This is a genomic window from Methanococcoides vulcani (assembly GCF_900111645.1).
Lineage (GTDB): Archaea > Halobacteriota > Methanosarcinia > Methanosarcinales > Methanosarcinaceae > Methanococcoides > Methanococcoides vulcani.
Genome location: NZ_FOHQ01000001.1, coordinates 418,481 through 441,979 on the forward strand (window position 1 = coordinate 418,481; position 23,499 = coordinate 441,979).

21 protein-coding genes and 1 tRNA gene are annotated in these 23,499 nt (G+C 45.2%); 21 read left to right on the forward strand and 1 reads right to left on the reverse strand.

What is annotated here, in order from left to right; all coding sequences use genetic code 11:
• Positions 1-131 precede the first annotated feature (131 nt).
• The 21 genes from coaBC (at position 132) to BMX02_RS02335 (ending at position 21,757) form a co-directional block, all read left to right on the forward strand.
• Positions 132-1,307: a bifunctional phosphopantothenoylcysteine decarboxylase/phosphopantothenate--cysteine ligase CoaBC gene (coaBC, locus tag BMX02_RS02235; protein ID WP_244625052.1), complete on the forward strand. Its 1,176-nt coding sequence runs from the start codon at positions 132-134 to the stop codon at positions 1,305-1,307.
• Positions 1,297-2,178 carry a pantoate kinase gene (locus BMX02_RS02240; RefSeq protein ID WP_091688672.1) on the forward strand — a complete coding sequence of 294 codons (882 nt, stop codon included), beginning with the start codon at positions 1,297-1,299 and terminating at the stop codon, positions 2,176-2,178. The genes coaBC and BMX02_RS02240 overlap by 11 nt, the downstream gene beginning before the upstream one ends.
• Before the next feature lie 103 nt (positions 2,179-2,281).
• On the forward strand, positions 2,282-3,232 hold the full coding sequence (locus BMX02_RS02245) for a prohibitin family protein (protein ID WP_091688674.1): 951 nt from the start codon (positions 2,282-2,284) through the stop codon (positions 3,230-3,232).
• 14 nt (positions 3,233-3,246) lie between these two features.
• Entirely contained in the window at positions 3,247-3,999 is a 753-nt protein-coding gene (locus BMX02_RS02250) for a 4-phosphopantoate--beta-alanine ligase (protein ID WP_091688676.1), read from the forward strand.
• 8 nt (positions 4,000-4,007) lie between these two features.
• Positions 4,008-4,646 (forward strand): HD domain-containing protein, encoded by a 639-nt coding sequence (locus BMX02_RS02255; RefSeq protein WP_091689095.1) that lies wholly within the window; start codon positions 4,008-4,010, stop codon positions 4,644-4,646.
• Between the two features lie 17 nt (positions 4,647-4,663).
• On the forward strand, positions 4,664-5,968 hold the full coding sequence (locus BMX02_RS02260) for an amidohydrolase family protein (protein ID WP_091688678.1): 1,305 nt from the start codon (positions 4,664-4,666) through the stop codon (positions 5,966-5,968).
• Positions 5,969-6,037: 69 nt separating this feature from the next.
• Positions 6,038-7,273, forward strand: coding sequence for an adenosylhomocysteinase (locus BMX02_RS02265; protein WP_091688680.1), 1,236 nt, complete (start codon positions 6,038-6,040; stop codon positions 7,271-7,273).
• Positions 7,274-7,668: 395 nt separating this feature from the next.
• A tRNA-Lys gene (locus BMX02_RS02270) sits at positions 7,669-7,745 on the forward strand.
• Between the two features lie 45 nt (positions 7,746-7,790).
• On the forward strand, positions 7,791-8,027 hold the full coding sequence (locus BMX02_RS02275) for a DNA-directed RNA polymerase subunit H (protein ID WP_091688682.1): 237 nt from the start codon (positions 7,791-7,793) through the stop codon (positions 8,025-8,027).
• A gap of 242 nt (positions 8,028-8,269) precedes the next feature.
• Positions 8,270-9,862 (forward strand): DNA-directed RNA polymerase subunit B'', encoded by a 1,593-nt coding sequence (locus BMX02_RS02280; RefSeq protein ID WP_244625019.1) that lies wholly within the window; start codon positions 8,270-8,272, stop codon positions 9,860-9,862.
• Positions 9,859-11,673, forward strand: coding sequence for a DNA-directed RNA polymerase subunit B (gene rpoB, locus BMX02_RS02285; RefSeq protein WP_091688685.1), 1,815 nt, complete (start codon positions 9,859-9,861; stop codon positions 11,671-11,673). The genes BMX02_RS02280 and rpoB overlap by 4 nt, the downstream gene beginning before the upstream one ends.
• An 11-nt stretch (positions 11,674-11,684) precedes the next feature.
• Complete coding sequence (locus tag BMX02_RS02290; protein WP_091689097.1) at positions 11,685-14,330, forward strand: DNA-directed RNA polymerase subunit A'; 2,646 nt, start codon at positions 11,685-11,687, stop codon at positions 14,328-14,330.
• 53 nt (positions 14,331-14,383) lie between these two features.
• Complete coding sequence (rpoA2, locus tag BMX02_RS02295; protein ID WP_394328878.1) at positions 14,384-15,499, forward strand: DNA-directed RNA polymerase subunit A''; 1,116 nt, start codon at positions 14,384-14,386, stop codon at positions 15,497-15,499.
• Positions 15,500-15,579: 80 nt separating this feature from the next.
• Positions 15,580-15,867 carry a 50S ribosomal protein L30e gene (locus BMX02_RS02300; RefSeq protein WP_091688689.1) on the forward strand — a complete coding sequence of 96 codons (288 nt, stop codon included), beginning with the start codon at positions 15,580-15,582 and terminating at the stop codon, positions 15,865-15,867.
• Between the two features lie 18 nt (positions 15,868-15,885).
• A complete protein-coding gene (locus BMX02_RS02305) occupies positions 15,886-16,311 on the forward strand; it encodes a NusA-like transcription termination signal-binding factor (RefSeq protein ID WP_091688691.1) in 426 nt (141 codons plus the stop codon).
• Positions 16,312-16,379: 68 nt separating this feature from the next.
• Positions 16,380-16,808 carry a 30S ribosomal protein S12 gene (locus tag BMX02_RS02310; RefSeq protein WP_091688693.1) on the forward strand — a complete coding sequence of 143 codons (429 nt, stop codon included), beginning with the start codon at positions 16,380-16,382 and terminating at the stop codon, positions 16,806-16,808.
• Between the two features lie 4 nt (positions 16,809-16,812).
• Positions 16,813-17,373 (forward strand): 30S ribosomal protein S7, encoded by a 561-nt coding sequence (locus BMX02_RS02315; protein ID WP_091688695.1) that lies wholly within the window; start codon positions 16,813-16,815, stop codon positions 17,371-17,373.
• 47 nt (positions 17,374-17,420) lie between these two features.
• Complete coding sequence (locus BMX02_RS02320; RefSeq protein ID WP_091688697.1) at positions 17,421-19,613, forward strand: elongation factor EF-2; 2,193 nt, start codon at positions 17,421-17,423, stop codon at positions 19,611-19,613.
• Between the two features lie 128 nt (positions 19,614-19,741).
• On the forward strand, positions 19,742-21,013 hold the full coding sequence (tuf, locus tag BMX02_RS02325) for a translation elongation factor EF-1 subunit alpha (RefSeq protein WP_091689099.1): 1,272 nt from the start codon (positions 19,742-19,744) through the stop codon (positions 21,011-21,013).
• Positions 21,014-21,045: 32 nt separating this feature from the next.
• Positions 21,046-21,357, forward strand: coding sequence for a 30S ribosomal protein S10 (gene rpsJ, locus BMX02_RS02330; protein ID WP_048195085.1), 312 nt, complete (start codon positions 21,046-21,048; stop codon positions 21,355-21,357).
• Between the two features lie 199 nt (positions 21,358-21,556).
• Positions 21,557-21,757, forward strand: a complete 201-nt coding sequence (locus BMX02_RS02335) for a MarR family transcriptional regulator (protein ID WP_048195084.1) — start codon at positions 21,557-21,559, stop codon at positions 21,755-21,757.
• Between the two features lie 12 nt (positions 21,758-21,769).
• On the opposite strand, the gene BMX02_RS02340 is transcribed toward BMX02_RS02335, so the two are convergent.
• Positions 21,770-23,389: a PAS domain-containing sensor histidine kinase gene (locus BMX02_RS02340; protein WP_091688699.1), complete on the reverse strand. Its 1,620-nt coding sequence runs from the start codon at positions 23,387-23,389 to the stop codon at positions 21,770-21,772.
• Positions 23,390-23,499: the final 110 nt, after the last annotated feature.

Sequence of the window (23,499 nt, forward strand, 5' to 3'; positions counted from 1 at the left end):
GAATGCCATTTTTGAAAAAACTTTCAGTAAGCTACTTATCATTAGAACACAATGTGGATTTGATGAAAATGTCACGTCATCCTACTATGTGGATAAAAGGGTAGGGCAGTGCTTCCCTTTCCGGAAAAGTCATCGTTATTGCTGTTACTGGCAGTATAGCTGCAGTACGTGTTGTTGAACTTGCACGTGAACTTATACGCAACGGTGCAGAGGTTTATGCTGTAATGAGCAAAGAGGCACAACATATCCTTCATCCTTATGCATTGCATTACGCCACTGGTCACGATGTTATCACTGAGATCACCGGTGAAGTTGAGCATGTGAAGTTCTTCGGTTCAGAAGGTTGTGCAGATCTTCTTCTGGTGGCACCTGCAACTGCTAATACTATCGGCAAGATGGCATATGGTATAGATGATACTCCTGTTACGACGTTCGCGACCACAGCAATGGGCTCCGGCGCTCCTGTGATCGTTGTTCCTGCAATGCACAATTCTATGTATGAGCACCCTGCTGTGATGGAGAATATTAACAAGCTCAAAGACTGGGATATCACTTTTGTGGGTCCACATCTTAATGAAGGAATTGCAAAGATAGCATCCAATGACCAGATCACACTTGCAGTAGAACGTTCCCTTGGCAGCAGTACACTTGCAGGGAAAAAAGTGCTCATAACAAGTGGTGCAACTGCAGAAGCCATTGATCCTATCAGGGTGATCACCAATCGTTCATCAGGTCGTACCGGCAGGGAGATAGCTCTGGAATTCTACCGCAGGGGTGCGGAAGTTACTGTAGTCCACAATGGCAGGCTCGATTGTGAAGGTGTGAACGAGATCCTTGTCGAAAGTGCAGGGGAGATGATCGATGCAACTCTCAGGGAACTTGAACATGGATATGACATGCTGATAAGTGCGGCAGCTATCTCCGACTATACTCTTGATGCCCAGGATAATAAGATCAAATCAGGTGGCGACCTGACCCTCAAATTCAGAAGCACCCGTAAACTGATAAGGGAAGTGCGTGATGCTTACCCTGATATTTCCATTGTTGGATTTAAGGCAGAGGCCGGTATCACAGAGGATGAACTGATCTTACGTGCAAAGGAAGCTTTGAGAGCTACTGAACTTGATATGGTGGTTGCAAATGAGGTCAGCATCACTGGAATGGGTACTGTGGAAAATGACGTTCATATAATATCTGCAAGGAATGATGAGATCACCCATGTCAGTGGAAATAAGCGGCTGATCGCTGAAACACTGGCAGATAATGTAGAAGCTATTTTTGGGAACAGAGAATCCGATGTCAATTGAAAGTTCTGCTGGCAGGGCCTTTGCTCCTGGCCACATTACAGGTTTTTTCGAGATGCATGATGATCCGGATCCACGTAGGAAAGGATCAACTGGGTGTGGTGTTGTCATTGATGGAGGCATAGATACTATTGTCACCAGGGGTGTGGGAAAAACGGAGGTATATCTTGATGGTGCCTCTGTTAAAGCAGATACTACCTGCTCATTGATAGAACAACTAGTGGATTTTCCTGTTCATGTAAATTGCACCTCATCAATTCCTATCGGTTGCGGGTTCGGTGCATCAGCTGCCGGTTCTCTAAGTACTGCTTATGCGCTCAATGATGCCTTTTCACTGGGCCTGACTTCCAATCAGCTTGTGGAAGCTGTTCATATCGCAGAGGTGAGCAACGGCAGTGGCATGGGGGATGTCGAAGGTCAGTATTTCGGAGGTGTCCCTATTAGAAAAGTGCCGGGTTGTCCTCCTTACGGTGTTCTTGATCGTGTACCTTCGCCATCTTTTGAGGTTCATTGTATAGTACTTGGTGAACTTTCCACCGGTTCGGTGCTAAATGATGCTGGACTGATGAGGGATATCAATTCTGCAGGCAGGTCAGCATTGCGTTCTTTGCTGGCACGTCCCACAGTTACGAATTTCATGGAGATCTCAAAGCAGTTCACGTTAAAATGTGGTCTTGCGAGCGATCGTGTAATGGATGCTATCGAGGCAGTAGGTGCAGCAGGTGGTATGGCTTCCCAGGCAATGTTGGGAGATACCGTTTTTGCCTGCTCGGTCGAAGAGACAAAAAAGGATGTGTTCGATGCACTTTCAACTTTTGCTGAGGTTACTACTTATAATGTAACGTCGTGTTATGAACATCCTGTAAAATTTTAAGTGTACTCGTACTACTGTTCGTAACGTCACGAAACATATATCAATAAAAAGGATGTAGTCTTCAATTCAGTTAGATCATATCTCAAATAAGGAGTAAAATACTATGGTAATGGAAGATGACTGGGATATTAAAGATCCCAAAGAGGGTAAGGAATCCCCTATGCCTGAAATTAAGATCCCTCCAATGGCAGGAGTGGTTCTTCGTGGTGCAGCTATTGTTCTAACGATACTGATCATCTTTTCTGTATTGTTCGGATCGATCTTCGTATCTATAGGTGCTGGTGAAGTTGGTGTGAAGTTCAGCCAGTTCGGCGGTGTTCAGGAAGATGAGCTTGGTGAAGGTCTGCATATTGTACCTCCGTGGGTAAGTGTCACCAAGTATTCTGTCAGAAGCGAGATGTATACAATGAGTGCCAAAGCTGCAGAAGGTGAAGTTTCCGGTGATGACCAGATAAACGCATTGACCAATGAGGGCTTGACGCTAGGGCTTGATATCTCTGTCAGGTACAGGCTTGTTTCGGAAGATGCAAGCGTTGTTCATACAAAACTTGGTACTGCTTATGCAGAGAAGATCATCAGACCTACGATAAAGTCCGTTATCAGAGAAGTTGTTTCCGGCCATACGGCCATGGCAATATATGGTGAGCAAAGAGAGCTTGTAGCTACTGAAATGCAGGTAGAGATGGAAAAGTCTCTCGTTGGCGATGGTATAATCGTTGAAGAGGTTCTGCTCAGGAATGTCCAACTTCCAGCAAAGATCGCTGATGCTATTGAATCCAAGCTTCAGGCGGATCAGGATGCCCAGAGGATGATCTTCGTGAAACAGAAAGAGCAGCTCGAAGCTGAAAGGAGGATCATCGAAGCTAATGGTATCGCCAACGCTACGATCGTTCAGGCAACGGGTGAGGCAGAGGCTCTGCGTCTAATTAATCAGGAGCTTGCAAAGAACCCGAAGCTTATCAACTACAAGTACATCCAGATGCTCGACGGACAGGAAGTGCAGACTATAATAGTGCCTTCCGATCAGGGAATCATTCTTGATGCTACTACGTAAGATCAGTGGTATCTATGAGTGATATTCCTAAGGATCACCCTCGATATGTTTCCCTTATGACAAGGGAGAAGATAGTCGAAGGTGTTGAACTGGGGATCACGAGTCAGCAGGGTCTGGTCGCACAGGGTCGGGGTGAATGTTTCGATTACCTGACCGGTGAACAGACAACTGACTCTGCTCTTATAGCAGAGAAGGTGGGTGTAGCCATGCTGCTCCTTGCGGAGCGACCGGTACTATCGGTGAATGGCAATGCTGCTGCACTCGTTCCTGATTCTCTTGTAAAGCTCTCTGAAGTTACAGGTGTCCCTCTTGAGGTGAACCTGTTCCACAGGAGTGAGGAGCGTGTCAACCGGATAATCAACCATCTTAAAGATCACGGTGCATTGGAAGTCCTTGGAAGCAAAGCAGATGCCCGTCTTGCATTACAGCACAGCAGGGCGATCGTGGACAGTGAAGGCATCTACAATGCAGATGTGGTACTTGTCCCGCTTGAGGACGGTGACCGATGTCAGGCGCTTGTGGGTATGGGTAAAAGTGTGATAACGATCGACCTGAATCCACTATCACGGACATCCCGTACTGCGAATGTGACCATTGTGGACAACGTGGTCCGTGCTATGGATAACATGATCGATCTGTCCTATGGGATGAAAGAGCTTGATGAGGCTGAACTACGCAAATTGGTCGAAGAGTATGACAACTCCCGTACACTTTCTGATGCAGTCCGGCAGATGATAAGAAAGCTTGAAGAACTTTCAGATACGTGATGTGTCTCATGGATCTGATCGACAGGACTCGGGAATTTGTTGCAGGCGTGCTCGCCGATGAGCCAAGTTCTCATGAGATGTCACACATCGAACGTGTGGAGTCCACCTGCATGAATATACAGGCTGAGGAAGGTGGTGATCTTCGGGTCATCAGACTTGCAGCTTTGCTTCATGATGTGGGTGTTGTCAGGGAGCATCGGGAAGGTGGCGATCATGCTGACTACAGTGCAGAGATCGCACGAGATTTTCTTTTAAGCGAAGGTATGGATGCTCCTACAATCGATCACGTCGTTTCCTGCATAAGGACTCACAGGTTCAGCCGCGGGTATAAAGCGGAATCTCTTGAAGGCCGGATATTGCAGGATGCAGACCGTATCGATGCTCTTGGTGCTATCGGGATATTCAGGGCAGTGATGTCCATGGGTGCATTGCGATGTTTGAAGCATGCAAGTGGGGTGGAGAAAACCTCTTCAAAGAATGCATATGCAGAAGATCCTCTGGATGGGTTTGCCGAGTATATGGAAATGAAACCTTTTAAAATAATGAATAGATTAAATACTGCCGCTGCAAGAGAGATCGCAGAGGATAGGCTTAAGATAATGCATCAATATCTTGATGCATTGGAGGACGAGACGTCCTTCCGATAACGTGTATAGGTGTCATAATGGCTGATATCATAATAAAGAACGGTTATATTTTGACGATGGACCCGTCGTTGGAGAACATCAAGAATGGTGTTGTTGTTATAGAGGATGGCAGGATCGCAGATGTATGTGAAAATACAGAAGAGACGGCTGATACTGTAATAGATGCACAGGGCAACGTTGTGATGCCTGGTTTTGTGAACACTCACACCCATGCAGGAATGACACTTTTCAGGGGATACGCTGACGACCTCGCTCTCTCTGACTGGCTCGAGAACCATATCTGGCCGGCAGAGGCTGAACTGACAGCTTCTGATGTTTATGCAGGTACTCGTCTTGCATGCCTTGAAATGGTCAAAAGCGGGACCATCGCGTTTGCAGATATGTACTTCTTCATGGAAGAGGTTGGAAAAGTAGTTGAAAGTTCAGGTCTTCGTGCAGCTCTGTCCTATGGCATGATCGAGCTATGGGATGAGGAGAAAGGCAAAACCGAACTGAAGAAAGGTAAAGCGTTCGTTAATGAGTGGAACGGGAAAGCAGGTGGCAGAATATCCGCCATGTATGGTCCACATGCTCCAAACACATGTTCAAAGGAGTTCCTTATGAAGGTAAGGGAGCAGGCGACTGTGGACAATGCGAAGATCCACATCCATGTCCTTGAGACTGAAGCGGAACTGAACCAGATGAAAGAGCAGTATGGTATGTGCTCTGTGAATATGCTGGATAGCATTGATTTCTTTGGTCCTGATGTCCTTGCTGCACATTGTGTGTGGCTCTCTGATGGTGACATGGATATTCTGCGCAACAATAATGTCAATATTTCACATAATCCTGTAAGTAATATGAAGCTGGCATCTGGTATTGCTCCTGTTACAAAGTTGCTCGATCGTGGGGCTAATGTCTGTCTTGGTACGGATGGTTGTGCTTCCAACAATAATCTTGGTATGTTCGAGGAAATGAAGGCTGCAGCGTTGCTCCAGAAAGTTGATACTATGGATCCGATGGCACTCCCTGCAAGGCAGGTGCTTGAGATGGCTACGGTCAACGGCGCAAAGGCACTTGACATTAACAGCGGAATGATAAGGAATGGCTATAATGCAGATGTTATTATTGTTGACATGAACAAAGCACATTTGAGCCCCTTATATGATGTTCCTTCTCACCTGGTGTACTCGGCTGGTAGCAGTGATGTGAGAACTACGATTGTAAATGGTAAAGTGCTTATGGATGATTACAGGGTCATTTGCATGGATGAGCAGAATGTCATCGATGAGGGCCGGGATGCAGCAGAGGAACTGATATCCCGCGTGGATGCGAAGAAATGATGCGATAATTCGTTACATTACATTGTTCCCATTACATTATATATTACGCTTTAAATTGGAGATTCGAATATGAGTGAAAAAGAACTGATAGAATCCGGCGATATGAAGATCGGCTGGGTGCGTAATCACATGCCTGTGCTATCTATCATCAGGGATAACTTTGAGCGCGAGCAGCCTCTTAAAGGGCATAAGATCGCAATGGCGCTTCATGTTGAAGCAAAGACCGCTGCTCTTGTAGAGACCCTTGCAATAGGCGGTGCAGAGGTAGCTATTACTGGTTGCAATCCACTGAGCACACAGGATGATGTCTCAGCTGCCCTCAATACAAGGGATAATATTGATTGTTATGCTAAGTATGATTGTTGCGGCGATGAATATTATGAAGCTATTGACAAAGTGCTTGATATGAAGCCTGATATCACCATCGATGATGGTGCAGATCTTATTTTCAAGCTTCACACCGAGCGTCAGGACATGCTTCCTGAGATCCTTGGTGGCTGTGAGGAGACCACTACTGGTATCCACAGGCTCAAGGCAATGGAAAAGGATGGTGCACTGAAGATGCCGGTAATTGCTGTCAATGATGCAATGACCAAGTTCCTTTTCGATAACCGCTATGGTACCGGTCAGTCTTCATGGGATGGTATCATGAGGACAACCAATCTGCTTGTTGCAGGAAAGACCGTTGTCATTGGTGGATATGGCTGGTGTGGGAAGGGTGCAGCAATGCGCGCATCCGGGCTCGGTGCAGATGTCGTTGTGACGGAGATCGATCCTATAAGGGCACTCGAGGCACGTATGGATGGACACCGTGTAATGTCAATGACAGAGGCTGCAAAGTATGGTGATATATTTGTGACAACTACTGGTAACGTGGACGTCCTTACAAGGAAGCACTTTGAAGTTATGAAGGATGGTGCAATTCTTGCAAACTCCGGTCACTTCAATGTGGAGATTAATCTTGAAGAGCTCACTGCAATGGCAGGTTCTATCAATATCGTCAGGAAGAACATCAAGGAGTACAATGTTGCCGGCAGGAGAATAAACGTACTTGCTGATGGAAGGCTTGTGAACCTTGCAGCAGGTGATGGTCATCCTGCAGAGGTCATGGATATGAGCTTTGCAAACCAGGCGCAGTGTGTTAAGTACATTGCTGAGAACAAGCTGGAGGCGGGTGTACATCCGGTTCCTCGTGATCTTGATATCCATGTTGCCGAGCTGAAATTAAAGTCACTTGGAATAGAGATCGATGAACTTGAATCCCATCAGACCGAATACCTGGAAGGCTGGGAATGTGGGACATAATTGTCCTGCATTATTTTTTTATGATAGTGTTTCCCTTCTTTTTTGAATTGGCTCATATGTCTTTAAAATCTTTAAAATAATGATTAGAATAAAGAAACTTATGGATTCATTGGTGGGAGAAGCTGCTAAATTGCAAAAAAAGGTGTCGGAGAATTTTGCTTACTGAATTCAGGCCTGCAACTTTGTAAAAGTCATAAATTATATTATATATATGTATTGAATTGTTTCATGTCCGATCATTGATACAATCCTATATTTTTTATATGTCTTGCCTGTTTATGGGGCAATTACAAAATTCAAAGGCGCTTCCATAGGAATCTTTATATAGTATCATTCCCTTGTTGACCCGTCGTACGAGGCTTGCAATATGTGGCACTCGTACAATGTATCGTCATGGGCTCGTAGCTTAGTCAGGCAGAGCGTCTGGCTTTTAACCAGACGGCCTAGGGTTCAAATCCCTACGAGCCCGCCAGCAATCCTGGAATAATTGCTTGCATGTTTTTAAGGAGGAGTAAATTTGAGTAAGTTCAGCCTGCTTGACCACGAATTGATCCCCAATCATGAGATTATGGATGATGATGAATTAAGGACTGTCCTGAAGCACTTTAATGTGGAGAGGGAGCAGTTGCCTAAAATAAAAGTAACGGATCCTATTGCACAGGAGATCGATGCGATGCCTGGTGATGTTGTTAAGATCACTCGCAAAAGTCAGACTGCAGGTGAAGCACTGTATTACAGATATGTAATGGAGTGAACACGAGGTTTTCAAATTTGAGGTGTTTCGCTTATTTTTTATGTACTTTTTTTGGCCGCAGTATAATGCATATTTTCCATATTACGGCCGGTCTAGTCAATACTGCGTTCATTCCATTGAACGCTACTACTAATCATAATCGCTTTATTACTCTTAAATATCCAATTAACTAAAAAGAGGGTGCCATCATCGCATTAGATACAAGCATACTATCAGAGGCCTATTTCACAAAGGACAAGATTGTGCAGCATCACATTGACTCTTACAACAAGTTCACCAGATCTGGTCTCCAGAAGATCATTGATGAGCAGGGTATAATCGAGACAGATCTTGAAGATATCTATGTAAAGCTTGGTAAGATAAGGGTGGAAAATCCAGTAGTTAAGGAAGCTGACGGTGCAATTGAGAAATTGTATCCAAATGAAGGAAGATTACGTAATCTTTCTTATTCAGCTCCCCTTTTCCTGGAGATGTCTGTTGTACAGAATGGTGAGGAACAGGAACCAAGGGAAGCCAAGGTCGGACAACTTCCTGTAATGATTAAATCGGATATCTGTAACCTTGTTGGCATAAACGACGCTGAAATGATACAGCATGGTGAAGATCCGCTCGATCCGGGAGGATATTTCATAGTAAATGGTACCGAGCGTGTTGTAATGACCCTCGAGGACCTTGCACCTAACAAGATACTTGCCGAGTTCGGTGAGCGTTACGGTGATACTATCGAGGTTGCAAAAGTATTCTCTCAGAGGAGAGGTTACAGGGCTCTGGTAGTTGTGGAAAGGGGGCGTAAATCCCTGCTGGAAATTTCTTTCCCATCTATATCCGGTCGTATCAACTTCATCACATTGATACGTGCTCTTGGAATTGAGACCGATGAGGATGTTGTGAAGGTGGTTTCTACCGACCAGGAGATCATGAAGTTCATGTTCGAGAACCTTGAGGAAGCCGAAGTGGACACAATCGAGGATGCCATCGAGAAGATCGGTGGTCGTGTTGCTTCAGGTCAGGCAAGGGAATACCAGATGAAGCGCGCAAATTATGTCATTGACCGTTATCTGCTCCCACACCTTGGTAACGATCCGGCAGACAGGATCGCAAAAGCCCACTTCCTTGGAAGGATGGCAGAATCATGCTTCGAGCTTGCCCTTGGAAGGCGAGCCGGCGATGACAAGGATCACTATTCTAACAAGAGGTTGAAACTTACGGGTGACCTGATGGAAGATCTGTTCAGGGTAGCATTCAACCGTCTTGCACGCGATGTAAAATACCAGCTCGAGAGAGCTAACATGAGGAACAGGGAACTGAACGTAGCCACTCTTGTGCGTGCAGATGTGCTTACTGACCGTCTGCAGCATCCGCTTGCTACAGGTAACTGGGTAGGTGGAAGAAGTGGTGTTTCACAGTTGCTTGACCGTACAGACTACATTTCAACTCTGTCCCACTTAAGACGTGTGATATCACCATTGTCAAGGGCACAGCCTCACTTCGAGGCCCGTGATCTGCACCCAACACAGTGGGGTCGTCTTTGTCCGTCAGAGACTCCTGAAGGTCCAAACTGTGGTCTTGTGAAGAACTTTGCCCAGATGGTCGAACTCTCCACAGGCGCTGAAGACATTGATGCTATCAAGAACATCATGTATGGGGTTGGAGTTAGTCCTGTTGAACTATATGTCCCTGAGAAGGTGCTTGATTACTCAGGTGATGCGATCTATGCAGAAGAGCTTGATGTAGCACCTGAAGAGACGAAGAAACCAGAGGTTGAATATCATGATATTATGGATGAGAACGCTGATCCTATCGGCGATGATAAACCAGAGGGGGTTACTGAATGACTGAAGCAAAGGTCTTCCTTGACGGGGAACTTATCGGAACACATAACAATCCGGTAGAGCTGGTCGCAGACATCAGGAAGCAGCGCCGCAATGGCATGCTATCCAGTCAGCTGAACGTAACTCTTTACGAGGACATTCATGAAGTTATCATCAGTTCGGACATGGGTCGTGCCAGAAGGCCGGCTATCGTCGTAGAAGACGGTGTTCCTCTGGTCACAGGTGAACATATAGAGAAACTGAATGCTGGTGAAATATCCTTCCTTGACCTTGTAGAGCAGGGCTGTGTCGAATATCTGGATGCTGAGGAAGAGGAGAATGTTTTCATTGGTCTTTACGAAGAGGACCTTACTCCAAATCACACTCACCTTGAGATCGATCCTTCACTGATCCTTGGTATCTGTACCGGTATGGTTCCATATCCGGAACACAACGCTTCTCCAAGGAACACAATGGGTGCAGCGATGATCAAGCAGTGTATTGGTGTCTCCACCTCTAACATCAAGCTTAGGCCGGACACACGCGCACACGTTCTTCACTATCCTCAAAAGGCACTTACACACACTCACACATGTGAGTCAATTCACTTTGATGACCGTCCTGCAGGGCAGAACTTCGTAGTTGCTGTTATGTCCTACGAAGGTCACAATATTGAGGATGCACTTGTCTTCAACAAAGGTTCTATTCAGAGAGGTCTCGGAAGAAGCCACTTCCTGAGAACATTCGAGGGAGAAGAACGCCGCTATCCTGGTGGTCAGGAAGACAAGTTCGAGATCCCTGACTCTGAGTTCAGAGGTGCCCGTAGTGCAGAAGCATATGCAAACCTTGACATTGATGGTCTTGTAAACCCTGAGACCATCGTAGGTCCAAATGCTGTGCTTATCGGAAAGACAAGTCCTCCAAGGTTCCTTGAGGAACAGTCTGATTTCGGTATAACGGTTGAGCAGCGCAGAGAAAGTGCAATTACCATGCGTTCCAACGAGAAAGGTATCGTTGACACTGTCATCCTTACAGAATCTATTAACGGAACCCGTCTTACAAAGGTTAAGATAAGGGATCAGAGGATCCCTGAGATCGGTGACAAATTCGCATCAAGGCACGGTCAGAAAGGAGTTATCGGTTTGATAGTTCCATATCAGGATATGCCATTCACTGAATCCGGTATGGTTCCTGATCTTGTTATTAATCCACACGCGATCCCTTCACGTATGACCGTTGCTCACGTTCTCGAAATGATCGGAGGAAAGGTTGGTTCTATCGAAGGTCGCCGCATCAACGCAACTGCTTTCTCAGGTGAGACCGAAGATGACATCCGTGATGGTCTGAAGAAGCATGGTTTCTCACATACCGGAAAGGAAGTATTCTCCGATGGTGTAACAGGAAAGAAGATCCAGGCCGATGTGTTCGTAGGTGTGATCCTTTACCAGAAGCTGCATCACATGGTCGCATCAAAGATACACGCCAGGTCCAGAGGTCCTGTACAGGTATTGACCCGCCAGCCAACAGAAGGACGTGCTCGTGAGGGTGGTCTGAGGTTTGGTGAAATGGAAAGAGATGTCCTGATCGGACACGGTGCTGCAATGACCCTGAAGGAGAGGTTGCTTGATGAATCTGACAAGGTGGTCGAGCTTGTATGTGGACACTGTGGAATGGTTGCTACCTTTGACAGGACACGTAATATAAGGTACTGTTCGAACTGTGGTGCAGAAACAGATATTCACCCGGTAGAAATGAGCTATGCTTTCAAGTTGCTCCTTGATGAGATCAAATCTCTGGGAGTTGCTCCAAGACTTAGACTTGATGATGCAGTGTGATGGTGATACAGATGGATAATATGATACCTTCAATACCAAAAAGGATCGGTGCGATCAAATTCGGTCTGATCTCTCCTCGTGAAGTTAGGAAGATGAGTGTCACATCGATCATAACTGCGGACACTTATGATGATGACGGGTACCCTATTGATATGGGACTTATGGACCTGCGTCTTGGTGTTATTGACCCGGGTCTTAAATGTAAGAGCTGTGGAAGTCGTGCCGGAGAATGTCCCGGTCACTTCGGTCACATTGAACTTGTGGCCCCTGTGATACATGTAGGCTTTAACAAGACCATTCGTAAGATCTTACGTTCAGTTTGTTGCAAATGCAGTTCTCTGATGCTTGAGGATAGCAAGAAGAGGGATTATCTCGAACAGCTTTCCAAGTATAAGGACATGGGACATCTTCCTGATGATGTCATCAATGATGTTTTCAAAGAGGCAAGAAAGCCAAAGGTCTGTCCGTATTGTGGCGAAGCACAACTCGATATCAAGTTCGAGAAACCAAGCGAGTATATTGAAGATGGTCACAAACTGACCCCTACTGAGATCCGTGACAGGTTCGAGAACATCTCAGATGACGATATTCGTGTCATGGGAATGAACCCTGATACTGCCCGGCCTGAATGGATGATACTGACCGTACTTCCGGTTCCTCCGGTCACGGTGAGACCTTCCATTACACTTGAGTCCGGTCAGCGAAGTGAGGATGACCTGACGCATAAGCTCGTAGATATCATCCGTATCAACCAGCGTTTCCAGGAGAACAGGGATGCTGGTGCTCCACAGCTTATCATTGAGGATCTGTGGGAACTGTTGCAATACCATGTTACAACATATTTCGATAATGAAGTTTCAGGTGTACCTCCTGCAAGACACAGGTCCGGAAGACCTCTGAAGACACTGACCCAGCGTCTTAAGGGTAAAGAAGGACGTTTCAGGGGAAGTCTGTCTGGTAAGCGTGTTAACTTCTCTGCACGTACGGTAGTTTCCCCGGACCCCAACCTTAGTATAAATGAGGTGGGCGTACCTTTTGAAATTGCAAAGCATATGACGATCCCGGTGAGGGTTATCTCAAGGAACCTCGAGCTCATGAAGGAATATGTCCGTCGTGGGAAGAAGGTCCATCCGGGTGCGAACTATGTTATCCGTGAGGATGGTCGCCGTATCAAGGTAACAGATATCAACACTGAGGAACTTCTGGAGAAACTTGAACCAGGGTGGACCGTTGAAAGGCAACTGCAGGATGGAGATATTGTTCTGTTCAACAGGCAGCCTTCACTTCACAAGATGAGTATCATGGCACACCGTATAAAGGTACTTCCTGGCAAGACCTTCAAGCTAAATCCGGCAGTATGTCCTCCATACAATGCTGATTTTGACGGTGATGAGATGAACATGCACGTGCTCCAGACAGAGGAGTCCCGTGCAGAGGCAAGCATCCTCATGCAGGTACAGGAGAACATTCTATCTCCACGTTTTGGTGGTCCGATCATAGGTGGTATTCACGACCACATTTCAGGTCTGTTCCTTTTGACAAGGAATGAGAATTTCATCAGTAAGAATGATGCTCTGGAACTTCTCCGCAAGTCAGAGCTACGTGAGTTGCCAGAACCTGCAGGACATCTTGAAGATGGTGCCCCTTACTGGAACGGTAAACAGATCTTCAGTCAGATCCTTCCCAAGGGTCTTTATGTGGATTTCCCTGCACAGGTATGTTTCAAGTGTGACGTTTGTAAAAAGGCAGACTGTGAATATGATGCTTATGTTGTTATCGAAGATGGTGAACTGCTTCAGGGTACCATTGATGAACAGTCCATTGGTGCTTTCAAAGGTCTTGTCCTTGACAAGGTGGTCAAGGAATTCGGTGCTGCAGCTGGTGCCAAGTTCGTAGATGATTTCACAAGGCTTGCGATCAGGGGTGTAATGTACACAGGACTGAGCTTCGGTATCAGTGATGAGGATATTCCCCGAAATGCTAAGGTGGAGATCGCAGCAAGGCTCAAGGATGCTGAGGAAGAGGTCTCTAAACTTATCAGTGCATATGAGGCCAAGGAACTTGAACCATTGCCAGGTAGGACCCTTGCAGAGACCATTGAGATGAGGATCATGCAGACGTTGGGTAAGGCCAGAGATGATACTGGTAGGATCGCCGATAACCAGCTTGGTCTGGAGAACTCTGCGGTTATTATGGCAAGGTCTGGTGCTCGTGGTTCTATATTGAACCTGACTCAGATGGCCGCTTGTGTCGGACAGCAGGCTGTTCGTGGTGAGCGTATAAGAAGAGGCTATGCCGGAAGGACATTACCTCACTTCTATAAGGGTGACCTTGCTGCGGATGCACACGGTTTCGTCAAAGCAAGTTACAAGAGCGGACTGAATCCGACCGAGTACTTCTTCCACGCAATTGGAGGTCGTGAAGGTCTTGTGGATACTGCAGTACGTACTTCCCAGTCAGGTTACCTGCAGAGGCGTCTTGTGAATGCACTTCAGGATCTTGAGGTCCAGTATGACAGATCTGTGCGCGAGACCAGAGGTGTCATTGTACAGTTCAAATATGGGGAAGATGGTATTGATTCCACTAAGAGTGATTACAGTAAGCCTGAGGCAATACACCGTGTTGTCAGGGCTGTTACGGGAAAGGAGGTGGCATAATGTCCATCAGTGAAGCTACTATTGATTCTATGATAGGTGGTCTTTCACTTCCAATGACCACACTTGCGACCCTCAAGGATGATGTAATGAAGGTCGGTGTGACCAAGAAAGAGCTGGAAGAGATCATCGAACGCGTCATGGCGGATTATGAGTATGCATGTGTTGAACCTTGTGAAGCCGTGGGTGTGGTGTCTGCTCAGTCCATTGGTGAACCGGGTACTCAGATGACCATGCGTACTTTCCACTACGCTGGTGTTGCTGAGATCAACGTTACATTGGGTCTGCCACGTCTTATCGAGATCGTGGATGCAAGAAAGACGCCAAGTACTCCTATGATGACAGTTGCACTCGAAGAAGGTTATGCAACTGACAGGGATCTTGCAAGGAAGATTGCATGGGAGATCGAAGCAACTCACATCGCACATCTTGCAGATGTGACTACTGATCTTGCCAACATGAACCTTGTTGTTGACCTGAACGAGAAGATGCTCATCCAGAGGGATGTCGCTGTGGATGATGTTGCAGAGAAGCTCGGGGAGGAGCTTGGAGTTTCTGTTAAGGTCTCAAGTGCTGTGAACAATCAGATAATTGTCCAGCCCAACGAGCCATCATACAGGGAACTGCTTCAGCTTGCCAAGAAGATCCATACTATTACTCTCAAAGGTATTGAAGGTATCAAGAGGGTAGTTATCAGGAAAGATGGTGAGGAATATACCCTTTACACAGAAGGCTCCGTGCTCAAGGAAGTCCTCCACATTGAAGGTGTGGATATTACAAGGACTTCCACCAACAACATTGGTGAGATATATGAGGTATTTGGCATCGAAGCTGCTCGTAATTCCATCATAAAAGAAGCAAGTGATACTCTGCGTGAGCAGGGTCTTACTGTGGATATTCGTCACATAATGCTTGTATCAGATATCATGACCTGTGATGGTGAAGTAAAACAGATCGGTCGTCATGGTATTTCCGGAGAGAAGGCCAGTGTCTTCGCCCGTGCTGCATTCGAGGTTACTGTGAACCACTTGCTTGATGCAGGAATGCGCGGTGACATTGATGAACTCAATGGTGTTACTGAAAATATTATTGTTGGTCAGCCTATAAAACTTGGTACAGGTGATGTTCATCTGGTGGCCAGAAATCCTCTTAAAGATTCTGGGGAGCAGTAAGTACAACCAGAAAGTAGATATAATGAATCAGTTATTAGAATACAAATCTCAAATTGACAATATATATGAGTTGATGTAAAATGGATATTAATGTTGATAAAGCACTGATCAAAGTTATCAGGACAGGCTCTGTTATCATGGGGGCAAATCGCACCATTGAGGCAGCTGTCAAGAACGAGGCAAAGATGGTAGTTCTTGCATCCAATTGTCCTGCAGAAGTAAGGAAACAGATCGAAGCAACAAACGTGCCGGTCCTGAACTATACTGGAACAAGTGTAGATCTTGGTCCTGCATGTGGTAAGCCATTCACGATCGCTGCAATGGCTATAATGGATGCAGGAGAATCTGATATACTTGTAGTAGCTTAAGATCAGGAGTTGTATTATTTGAGCGAGATCAGACTTTCAACAGAATGTGTAAGGTATATTGCCTTGTTTGAAAGTATGACCGACGCTTCAATTAAGGATTGTATTATCGATGATGGCAGGGTCATCTATGTCGTGAATACTGGTGACATGGGTGCTGCTATTGGGAAACGTGGAGACAACATTAATCGGGTCAAAAGATCCGTTGATAAACACATAGAACTCATCGAATTCTCGGATGAGCCGGTTACATTTATAAAGAATGCTTTCGGTACAGTGTCTATCAAGTCCGTCAAGATATCCAATAAAGATGACAAAAAGGTCGCCTATGTGGATGTATCTGCAAGTGAGAAAGGGCTTGCTATCGGACGTAATGGAAGCAACATTGAAAAAGTAAAAATGGTAGTTAGTCGCCATCACGATATCGATGATGTGATCTTAGAGTGAACTTTCGTTCACCAAATGATTAATAATTTCAACTCACTATGTACGGAACACTATTGGGAGGATAATATATGCCAAATGGAAAATATGCAGCTCACAGACTTCAACAGGTCCGCAAGGATGCCAGGTGGAAAGACAGCCACTACAGTAGACGTGCCTTAGGTCTGGACGTTAAATCTGACCCGCTCGGTGGCGCGCCACAGGGTCGTGGAATTGTGCTTGAAAAGGTAGGTGTCGAGGCAAAACAGCCTAACTCTGCTATCAGGAAATGTGTAAGGGTCCAGTTGATCAAGAATGGTCGTCAGGCAACAGCATTCTGTCCAGGTGACGGTGCTATCAACTTCATTGATGAGCACGATGAAGTGACCGTGGAAAGGATCGGTGGCCGTATGGGTGGTGCAATGGGTGATATTCCCGGAGTGCGCTTCAAGGTCACTGCAGTTAACAATGTCTGTCTGAGAGAAATGGTCATTGGAAGAAAGGAAAAGCCAAGGAGATAATTCCATGTATAAGTTATTCGGAAAATGGGACCTTTCAGAGGTAGAGGTTAATGATGCTGGTATCAAGAGATACGTGAATCTTGATCCTGTGATCATACCACACACATCAGGTAAGCACGCAAGACAGCAGTTCAACAAGTCCGATCTATGCATTGTTGAACGTCTTGTCAACAATGTGATGCGCAATGCGCAGAACACCGGTAAGAAGCAGATCGCGATGCGTATTGTGGACGATGCTTTTGATGTGATCAATAAGAGGACACAGAAGAACCCTGTTCAGGTACTTGTGGAAGCTATTGCTAACGCTGGTCCAAGGGAAGAGGTTGTAAGACTCAAATACGGTGGTATCTCTGTACCAAAAGCAGTAGATACTGCACCACAGAGGCGTATTGACACTGCATTGAGGCATATCTCAATAGGTGCAAACCAGGCAGCATTCAAATCAAAGCGCTCTGCATCCGAATGCCTTGCATCCGAGCTGATCGCAGCTTCCAACCGTGATGCAAAGTGTTTCTCTATTAACAGAAAGGACGGAAAGGAAAGAGTCGCAAAGGCAGCACGTTAATCGTGTTGTTCTTTATTTTTTCATAAGATTCAATTGTAGGTTTTATTATGGGACGAAGGAAAAAAATGGTTGAGCGTGTAACAGCGCTGATGAGCAACCCAGAAATGATCAGGAACATCGCAATCATCGCTCACATCGATCACGGGAAAACTACCCTTTCAGATAATCTTCTTGCAGGCGCTGGTATGATCTCCAAGGAGCTTGCAGGTCGCCAGTTGTTCATGGACTCTGATGAAGAGGAACAGGAAAGAGGTATTACGATCGACTCCGCAAACGTGTCAATGGTGCACGAGTACGAGGATGAAGAGTACCTTATCAACCTTATCGACACACCAGGTCACGTTGACTTTGGTGGTGACGTCACACGTGCAATGCGTGCAGTAGATGGTGCTGTTGTAGTTATTGATGCTGTGGAAGGTACCATGCCTCAGACCGAGACCGTTCTGAGACAGGCACTGAAAGAGCATGTAAGGCCAGTACTTTTCATTAACAAAGTTGACCGTCTTATCAACGAGTTGCAGGTCGATGCACAGGAAATGCAGATCAGGCTCGGTAAGCTCATTGATCACGTCAACAAGCTTATCAAAGGTATGAACGAAGAGCGTTACAACGAAGGTTGGAGGGTTGACGCTGCAGAAGGTACAGTAGCATTCGGTTCAGCTCTTTACAACTGGGCTATCAGTGTTCCTATGATGCAGAAGACCGGTGTCAGCTTTGATGAGGTATTTAACTACTGCCGTGCTGAAGATATGAAATCACTGGGAGAGAAATGTCCGCTCCATGAAGCTGTCAACGACATGGTCATCCGGTTCCTTCCAAGTCCTATCGATGCCCAGGAAGACAGGGTCGGTGTCATCTGGCACGGCGACCTTGAGACTGGTATTGGAAAGCAGATGGCTGATGCTGATGCAAAGGGCGACCTTGCATTCATGGTAACTGATATTTCCATGGACCCACATGCAGGAGAAGTTTCAACAGGCAGGCTTTTCAGTGGTTCACTTTCACGTGGTATGGAAGTTTTCGTATCAGGTGCATCAAAGAAGAACAGGATCCAGCAGGTTGGTGTTTTCATGGGACCGGAGAGACTTGAAGTGGATGAGATCCCTGCAGGTAACATTGCTGCAGTTACAGGTCTTAGGGACGCCATTGTAGGTTCTACTGTAACCTCCCTTGAAGGCATGTCTCCATTCGAAAGCATCAAACACGCAAGTGAGCCTGTAGTGACCGTAGCTGTGGAAGCAAAGCACATGAAAGACCTTCCAAAGCTCGTTGAGGTACTGCGTCAGGTCGCAAAGGAAGACCCAACACTTAAGATCACACTTGATGAAGAGACCGGTGAACACCTCATGGCAGGCATGGGTGAACTTCACCTCGAGGTCATTGCTCACAGGATCGAGCGTGATAAGGGCGTAGAGATCACAACAACACCGCCTCTTGTGGTATACCGTGAGACCATCACCGGTGTAGCAGGTCCTGTTGAAGGTAAATCCCCTAACAGGCACAACAGATTCTATGTTGTTGTCGAGCCACTTGAGCCTGAAGTACGTGAGCTTATCCGTGAGGGTGAGATCTCCATGAGGATGCCTGAGCTTGAGAGAAGGGAGAAGCTTATGGCAGCAGGTGTCGGCAAGGATGAAGCAAAGAAGATCGCGGACATCTTTGAGAGCAATGTTTACTATGATATGACCAAAGGTATCCAGCACCTGAACGAGACGATGGAGCTGGTCCTTGAAGGTTTCGTCGAAGTTATGAAAGCCGGTCCACTTTCAAAAGAACCATGCATGGGTGTAAAGGTAAAGCTCATGGACGCAAAGCTCCACGAGGATGCTGTCCACAGAGGTCCTGCACAGGTCATTCCTGCATCCAGGCAGGCTATCCAGGCAGCAATGCTCATGGCAGATGATACGCTCTTCGAGCCATACCAGAAGGTATTCATCCAGACCCCACAGGAACAGATGGGCGGAGCCACAAAGGAGATCCAGGGTCGCCGCGGTGTCATTATTGATATGACATCAGAGGGTGACACAACGATCATCGAATCCAAGGCACCAGTATCCGAATTGTTCGGATTTGCCGGTGATATCAGATCCGCAACAGAGGGTCGTGCTATGTGGAGCACAGAGTTTGCAGGCTTTGAACCACTTCCAACCAACATGATCACTGAAGTCGTTACAGGTATCCGTGAGCGCAAAGGACTCAAGAAAGACCTTCCACAGGCACAGGACTTCATGAGCATGTAAGATGGATATTTTATCCATCTTTTTGTTATGAAGTATCCCATCCGTTGGAAAGGTTTAAAAGTAGAAACAACAATTTAGGTCAAAATTATAAATATTACTATCTAACAATCAATAATAAAGGAGAATGTATTATGGCTGAGAAACCACACATGAACTTAGCAGTTATCGGACACATTGACCACGGGAAATCAACACTCGTCGGTAGATTGATGTTCGAGACCGGTGCAGTACCTGCACACCTTATCGAGAAATACAAGGCAGAAGCAAAAGAGAAGGGTAAGGAATCCTTTGCATTTGCATGGGTTATGGACACACTCAAAGAAGAGCGTGAAAGGGGTATTACCATCGATATCGCACACAAGAGATTCGATACCGACAAGTACTACTTCACCATTGTGGACTGTCCAGGCCACAGAGACTTTGTCAAGAACATGATCACCGGTGCATCCCAGGCTGATGCAGCTATCCTTGTGGTCGCAGCACCTGATGGTGTAATGGACCAGACAAGAGAACACGTCTTCCTTTCCAGAACACTTGGTATCAACCAGCTTATCATTGCTGTTAACAAGATGGACGCTGCAGATTACAGCGAGGAAAGGTACAACGAGGTCAAGAAGGAAGTATCACAGCTTCTCGGTATGGTCGGTTTCAAGGCAGATGAGATTCCATTCATTCCAACATCTGCATTCGAAGGCGACAACATGAAAGAACCAAGTGCCAACACTCCATGGTATAAGGGTCCATCGATTCTTGAGTCTCTTAACGCTCTTGTTACACCTGAAAAGCCAGACACACTTCCACTCCGTATCCCAGTACAGGATGCATACACTATTTCCGGTATCGGTACCGTTCCAGTAGGTAGGGTCGAGACCGGTGTCATGAAGAAAGGCCAGAAGGTCACATTCATGCCAAGTGGCGCAACTGGTGAGGTCAAGTCAATTGAAATGCACCACGAAGAAGCTGAGCAGGCTGTACCTGGTGACAACATCGGTTGGAACGTAAGGGGTATCGGAAAGAACGATGTCAGGAGAGGTGACGTATGTGGTCCTGCAGACAAGCCACCATCGGTAGCTGAGGAGTTCACCGGACAGATCGTTGTCCTTCAGCACCCATCCGCTATTACAGTCGGATACACACCTGTATTCCACTGCCACACCACCCAGACTGCATGTACTCTCATGTCCCTCGACAAGAAGCTGGATCCAAAGTCCGGTCAGGTCAAGGAAGAGAATCCAACCTTCATCAAGGCTGGAGATGCAGCAATCGTTACAATCAAACCAACCAGGCCAATGTGCATTGAGCCTGTAAAAGAGATTCCACAGCTCGGCAGATTTGCTATCCGTGATATGGGTATGACAATCGCTGCCGGTCTGTGCATGAGTGTTAAACAGAAGCAGTAACACTCTTCTCTTTCTTTTTAGAGGAGTTGAACATGGCACAGAAAGCAAGAATACGATTATCAGGCACAAGCCCTGTGAATCTGGATGGTGTTTGTGATCAGGTGAAAGCCATCGCAAACCGCACTGGAGTAAGCATATCCGGTCCAGTACCACTACCTACTAAGAAATTGGTAGTTCCTGTAAGGAAGAGCCCTAGTGGCGACGGTACAGCATCATGGGACCACTGGGAGATGCGTGTCCACAAAAGACTTATTGACATTGCAGCTGATGAGCGCGCATTAAGGCAGCTCATGAGGATTCAGGTTCCAAAAGACATCAATATCGAGATCGTACTTCAGAATTAAGTACTTCGATATTGGTCAAAATGACCTGGGACTACGTTACAGATTTTAATCTGTAACAGTTCTCCTCCCTATTTCTTTAATTATTTTTGAATTTTTTATCTAAGCTGACATTTAATACTGTTGCTTATTGGTCAGTACTCTATTTATCTATAGATAATGTTTATATCGTACACATTTCATATCAATATGAGGTTGTATCATGAGTGAAGAAACATTAACTGAAAATGAATCAACAGTACTAAATGCTCTGGAAGGCTCTGACAAATCCTTAAGACCTGGTGATATTGCAGAGTCTACTGGTCTGGACAGTAAACTGGTTAGTAAAACAATTGCATCACTGAAGAAAAAGGGTCTTGTTTACTCTCCTAAAAGATGCTACTACGATGTTTCAAAGGAATGATCCTTTCATTTTTTACATTTTATCTTTTTCAGATAGATCAGTTGTGTTTATCTCAGGTTTTAGGGGTATTGTAAAGGTAAAACTGCTACCTTTGTTGAGTTCACTGCGAACATTCAGGGATCCTCCATGCAATTCTGAGTATTTTTTTGCAAGACTAAGTCCAAGTCCCATTCCTCCATGAGCTCTTGTTGAAGAAGGATCGATCTGAGTGAAAGGGTTGAAGAGTTGATCCATATTTTCTTCTGATATGCCGATTCCTTTGTCTGATACTTTGAAGACTATATCTTTGTCAGTATTCTGAATATCAACTTTGATGAGGCTGCCATTTTTTGAAAACTTACTGGCATTATCGATGAGATTAATGAGACTTTGTTCCACCTTTTCGATATCTGCTATAATATATTTGATATCTGTGTTGATGTTAAATGATAGTGCTTGCTCTTTTTCCAGAACAATTGTAATAAAATATTTCCTGAGTGTATCGATCAACTCTCTTAGTTCTATCGTTTTATAATCAAGTTTAGCCACTTCGGACTCGATATTTGAAACTTCCAGCATTAAATTAAAAACACCAAGAAGGCGTCTTCCACTGGTATATATATTGTTAATGTATTTTTCCTGTTTTTCATTAATATCTCCAAACTTCTTTTCAAGAAGAATTTCAGAGAATCCTATCACTGAGTTAAGGGGTGTACGCAGTTCATGGCTCATGTTTGCAATAAAGATGGTCTTTGCCTGATTTGCAGTTTCAGCCTCAAGTTTTGCAGATAATAGCGCTCTTTCTGCAGCTTTCTTTTCAGTAACATCGATTCCGGAAGCAAGTAATCCACTGATGTTTCCATTATTATCATAAAGTATCGAATTATTCCATGAAATTATCCTTTCTTCACCGGATCTTGTGATGATCGGATTGTCGTAATATTTAAATTGTTCGATATCACCTGACATAATTGTGTTGAACATACCCTCTACATTATCATAGATGTTCTCAGGTATGAACATGTTTAACCAGTTGCTGCCAAGTAGTTCCTTCTCAGAATAACCAAGGATCTCTACAGCTTTCCTGTTCACAAGAGATATCTTTTGGTTCCTGTCAAGAGCAACGAAAATCACATTGGAAACATTAAGATAATGTTGTGCTTTTTCCTTTTCTTTCATCAGCTCTAACTCTACTTTTTTGAGCTGGTCAATATTTACCATGATCCCGTTAAGACCAATAACTTCTCCGTTCCTGACAATCCCTTTGGAAGACGTGTGTACATGTGTTATCTTGCCAGATTTTGCAATAACTCTGAACATATAGGGTTTGTGTTCTCCTTTAAGGGTCAGGTCCATATCGTCAAGAAGACCGGAAAGATCTTCAGGGTGTATGTATTTGATAAAAGCTGTACCTATCACTTCTTCTGGCATATAGCCGGTAAAATTTTCAATAGCCGAGCTTATGTATGTAAAGTTACCTTCCTTGTCGACACTAAAGATAACATCATTAAGGTTATCAAGATGAAGTTTGTAGAACTCTTCTTTTTCCCTGGCTTCTTTGTTAACAAGTTCGAGTTCGTCTCTGAGTTCTTTGATAGTCTTTTCCAACACTTCTATCTTTTCAGAGGTCTTATCTTCGTTTTTCATTGTCATTTTCTTGTGTTAATTGAGGTCATTTTTGTAAATATTGTTGAAGTTAATTCAAATTATACCTGTGCTTTAATGTATTTAAATGTGTATTAATATGTTTTGAAAAATAATGT

Excerpts from the sequence above, each read along its gene's own strand:
- BMX02_RS02240 (WP_091688672.1), top strand. The coding sequence starts at position 1,297 with ATGTCAATTGAAAGTTCTGCTGGCAGGGCCTTTGCTCCTGGCCACATT.
- BMX02_RS02245 (WP_091688674.1), top strand. The coding sequence starts at position 2,282 with ATGGTAATGGAAGATGACTGGGATATTAAAGATCCCAAAGAGGGTAAG.
- BMX02_RS02250 (WP_091688676.1), top strand. The coding sequence starts at position 3,247 with ATGAGTGATATTCCTAAGGATCACCCTCGATATGTTTCCCTTATGACA.
- BMX02_RS02255 (WP_091689095.1), top strand. The coding sequence starts at position 4,008 with ATGGATCTGATCGACAGGACTCGGGAATTTGTTGCAGGCGTGCTCGCC.
- BMX02_RS02260 (WP_091688678.1), top strand. The coding sequence starts at position 4,664 with ATGGCTGATATCATAATAAAGAACGGTTATATTTTGACGATGGACCCG.
- BMX02_RS02265 (WP_091688680.1), top strand. The coding sequence starts at position 6,038 with ATGAGTGAAAAAGAACTGATAGAATCCGGCGATATGAAGATCGGCTGG.
- rpoB (WP_091688685.1), top strand. The coding sequence starts at position 9,859 with ATGACTGAAGCAAAGGTCTTCCTTGACGGGGAACTTATCGGAACACAT.
- BMX02_RS02290 (WP_091689097.1), top strand. The coding sequence starts at position 11,685 with ATGGATAATATGATACCTTCAATACCAAAAAGGATCGGTGCGATCAAA.
- rpoA2 (WP_394328878.1), top strand. The coding sequence starts at position 14,384 with ATGACCACACTTGCGACCCTCAAGGATGATGTAATGAAGGTCGGTGTG.
- BMX02_RS02300 (WP_091688689.1), top strand. The coding sequence starts at position 15,580 with ATGGATATTAATGTTGATAAAGCACTGATCAAAGTTATCAGGACAGGC.
- BMX02_RS02310 (WP_091688693.1), top strand. The coding sequence starts at position 16,380 with ATGCCAAATGGAAAATATGCAGCTCACAGACTTCAACAGGTCCGCAAG.
- BMX02_RS02315 (WP_091688695.1), top strand. The coding sequence starts at position 16,813 with ATGTATAAGTTATTCGGAAAATGGGACCTTTCAGAGGTAGAGGTTAAT.
- BMX02_RS02320 (WP_091688697.1), top strand. The coding sequence starts at position 17,421 with ATGGGACGAAGGAAAAAAATGGTTGAGCGTGTAACAGCGCTGATGAGC.
- rpsJ (WP_048195085.1), top strand. The coding sequence starts at position 21,046 with ATGGCACAGAAAGCAAGAATACGATTATCAGGCACAAGCCCTGTGAAT.
- BMX02_RS02335 (WP_048195084.1), top strand. The coding sequence starts at position 21,557 with ATGAGTGAAGAAACATTAACTGAAAATGAATCAACAGTACTAAATGCT.
- BMX02_RS02340 (WP_091688699.1), bottom strand. The coding sequence starts at position 23,389 with ATGACAATGAAAAACGAAGATAAGACCTCTGAAAAGATAGAAGTGTTG.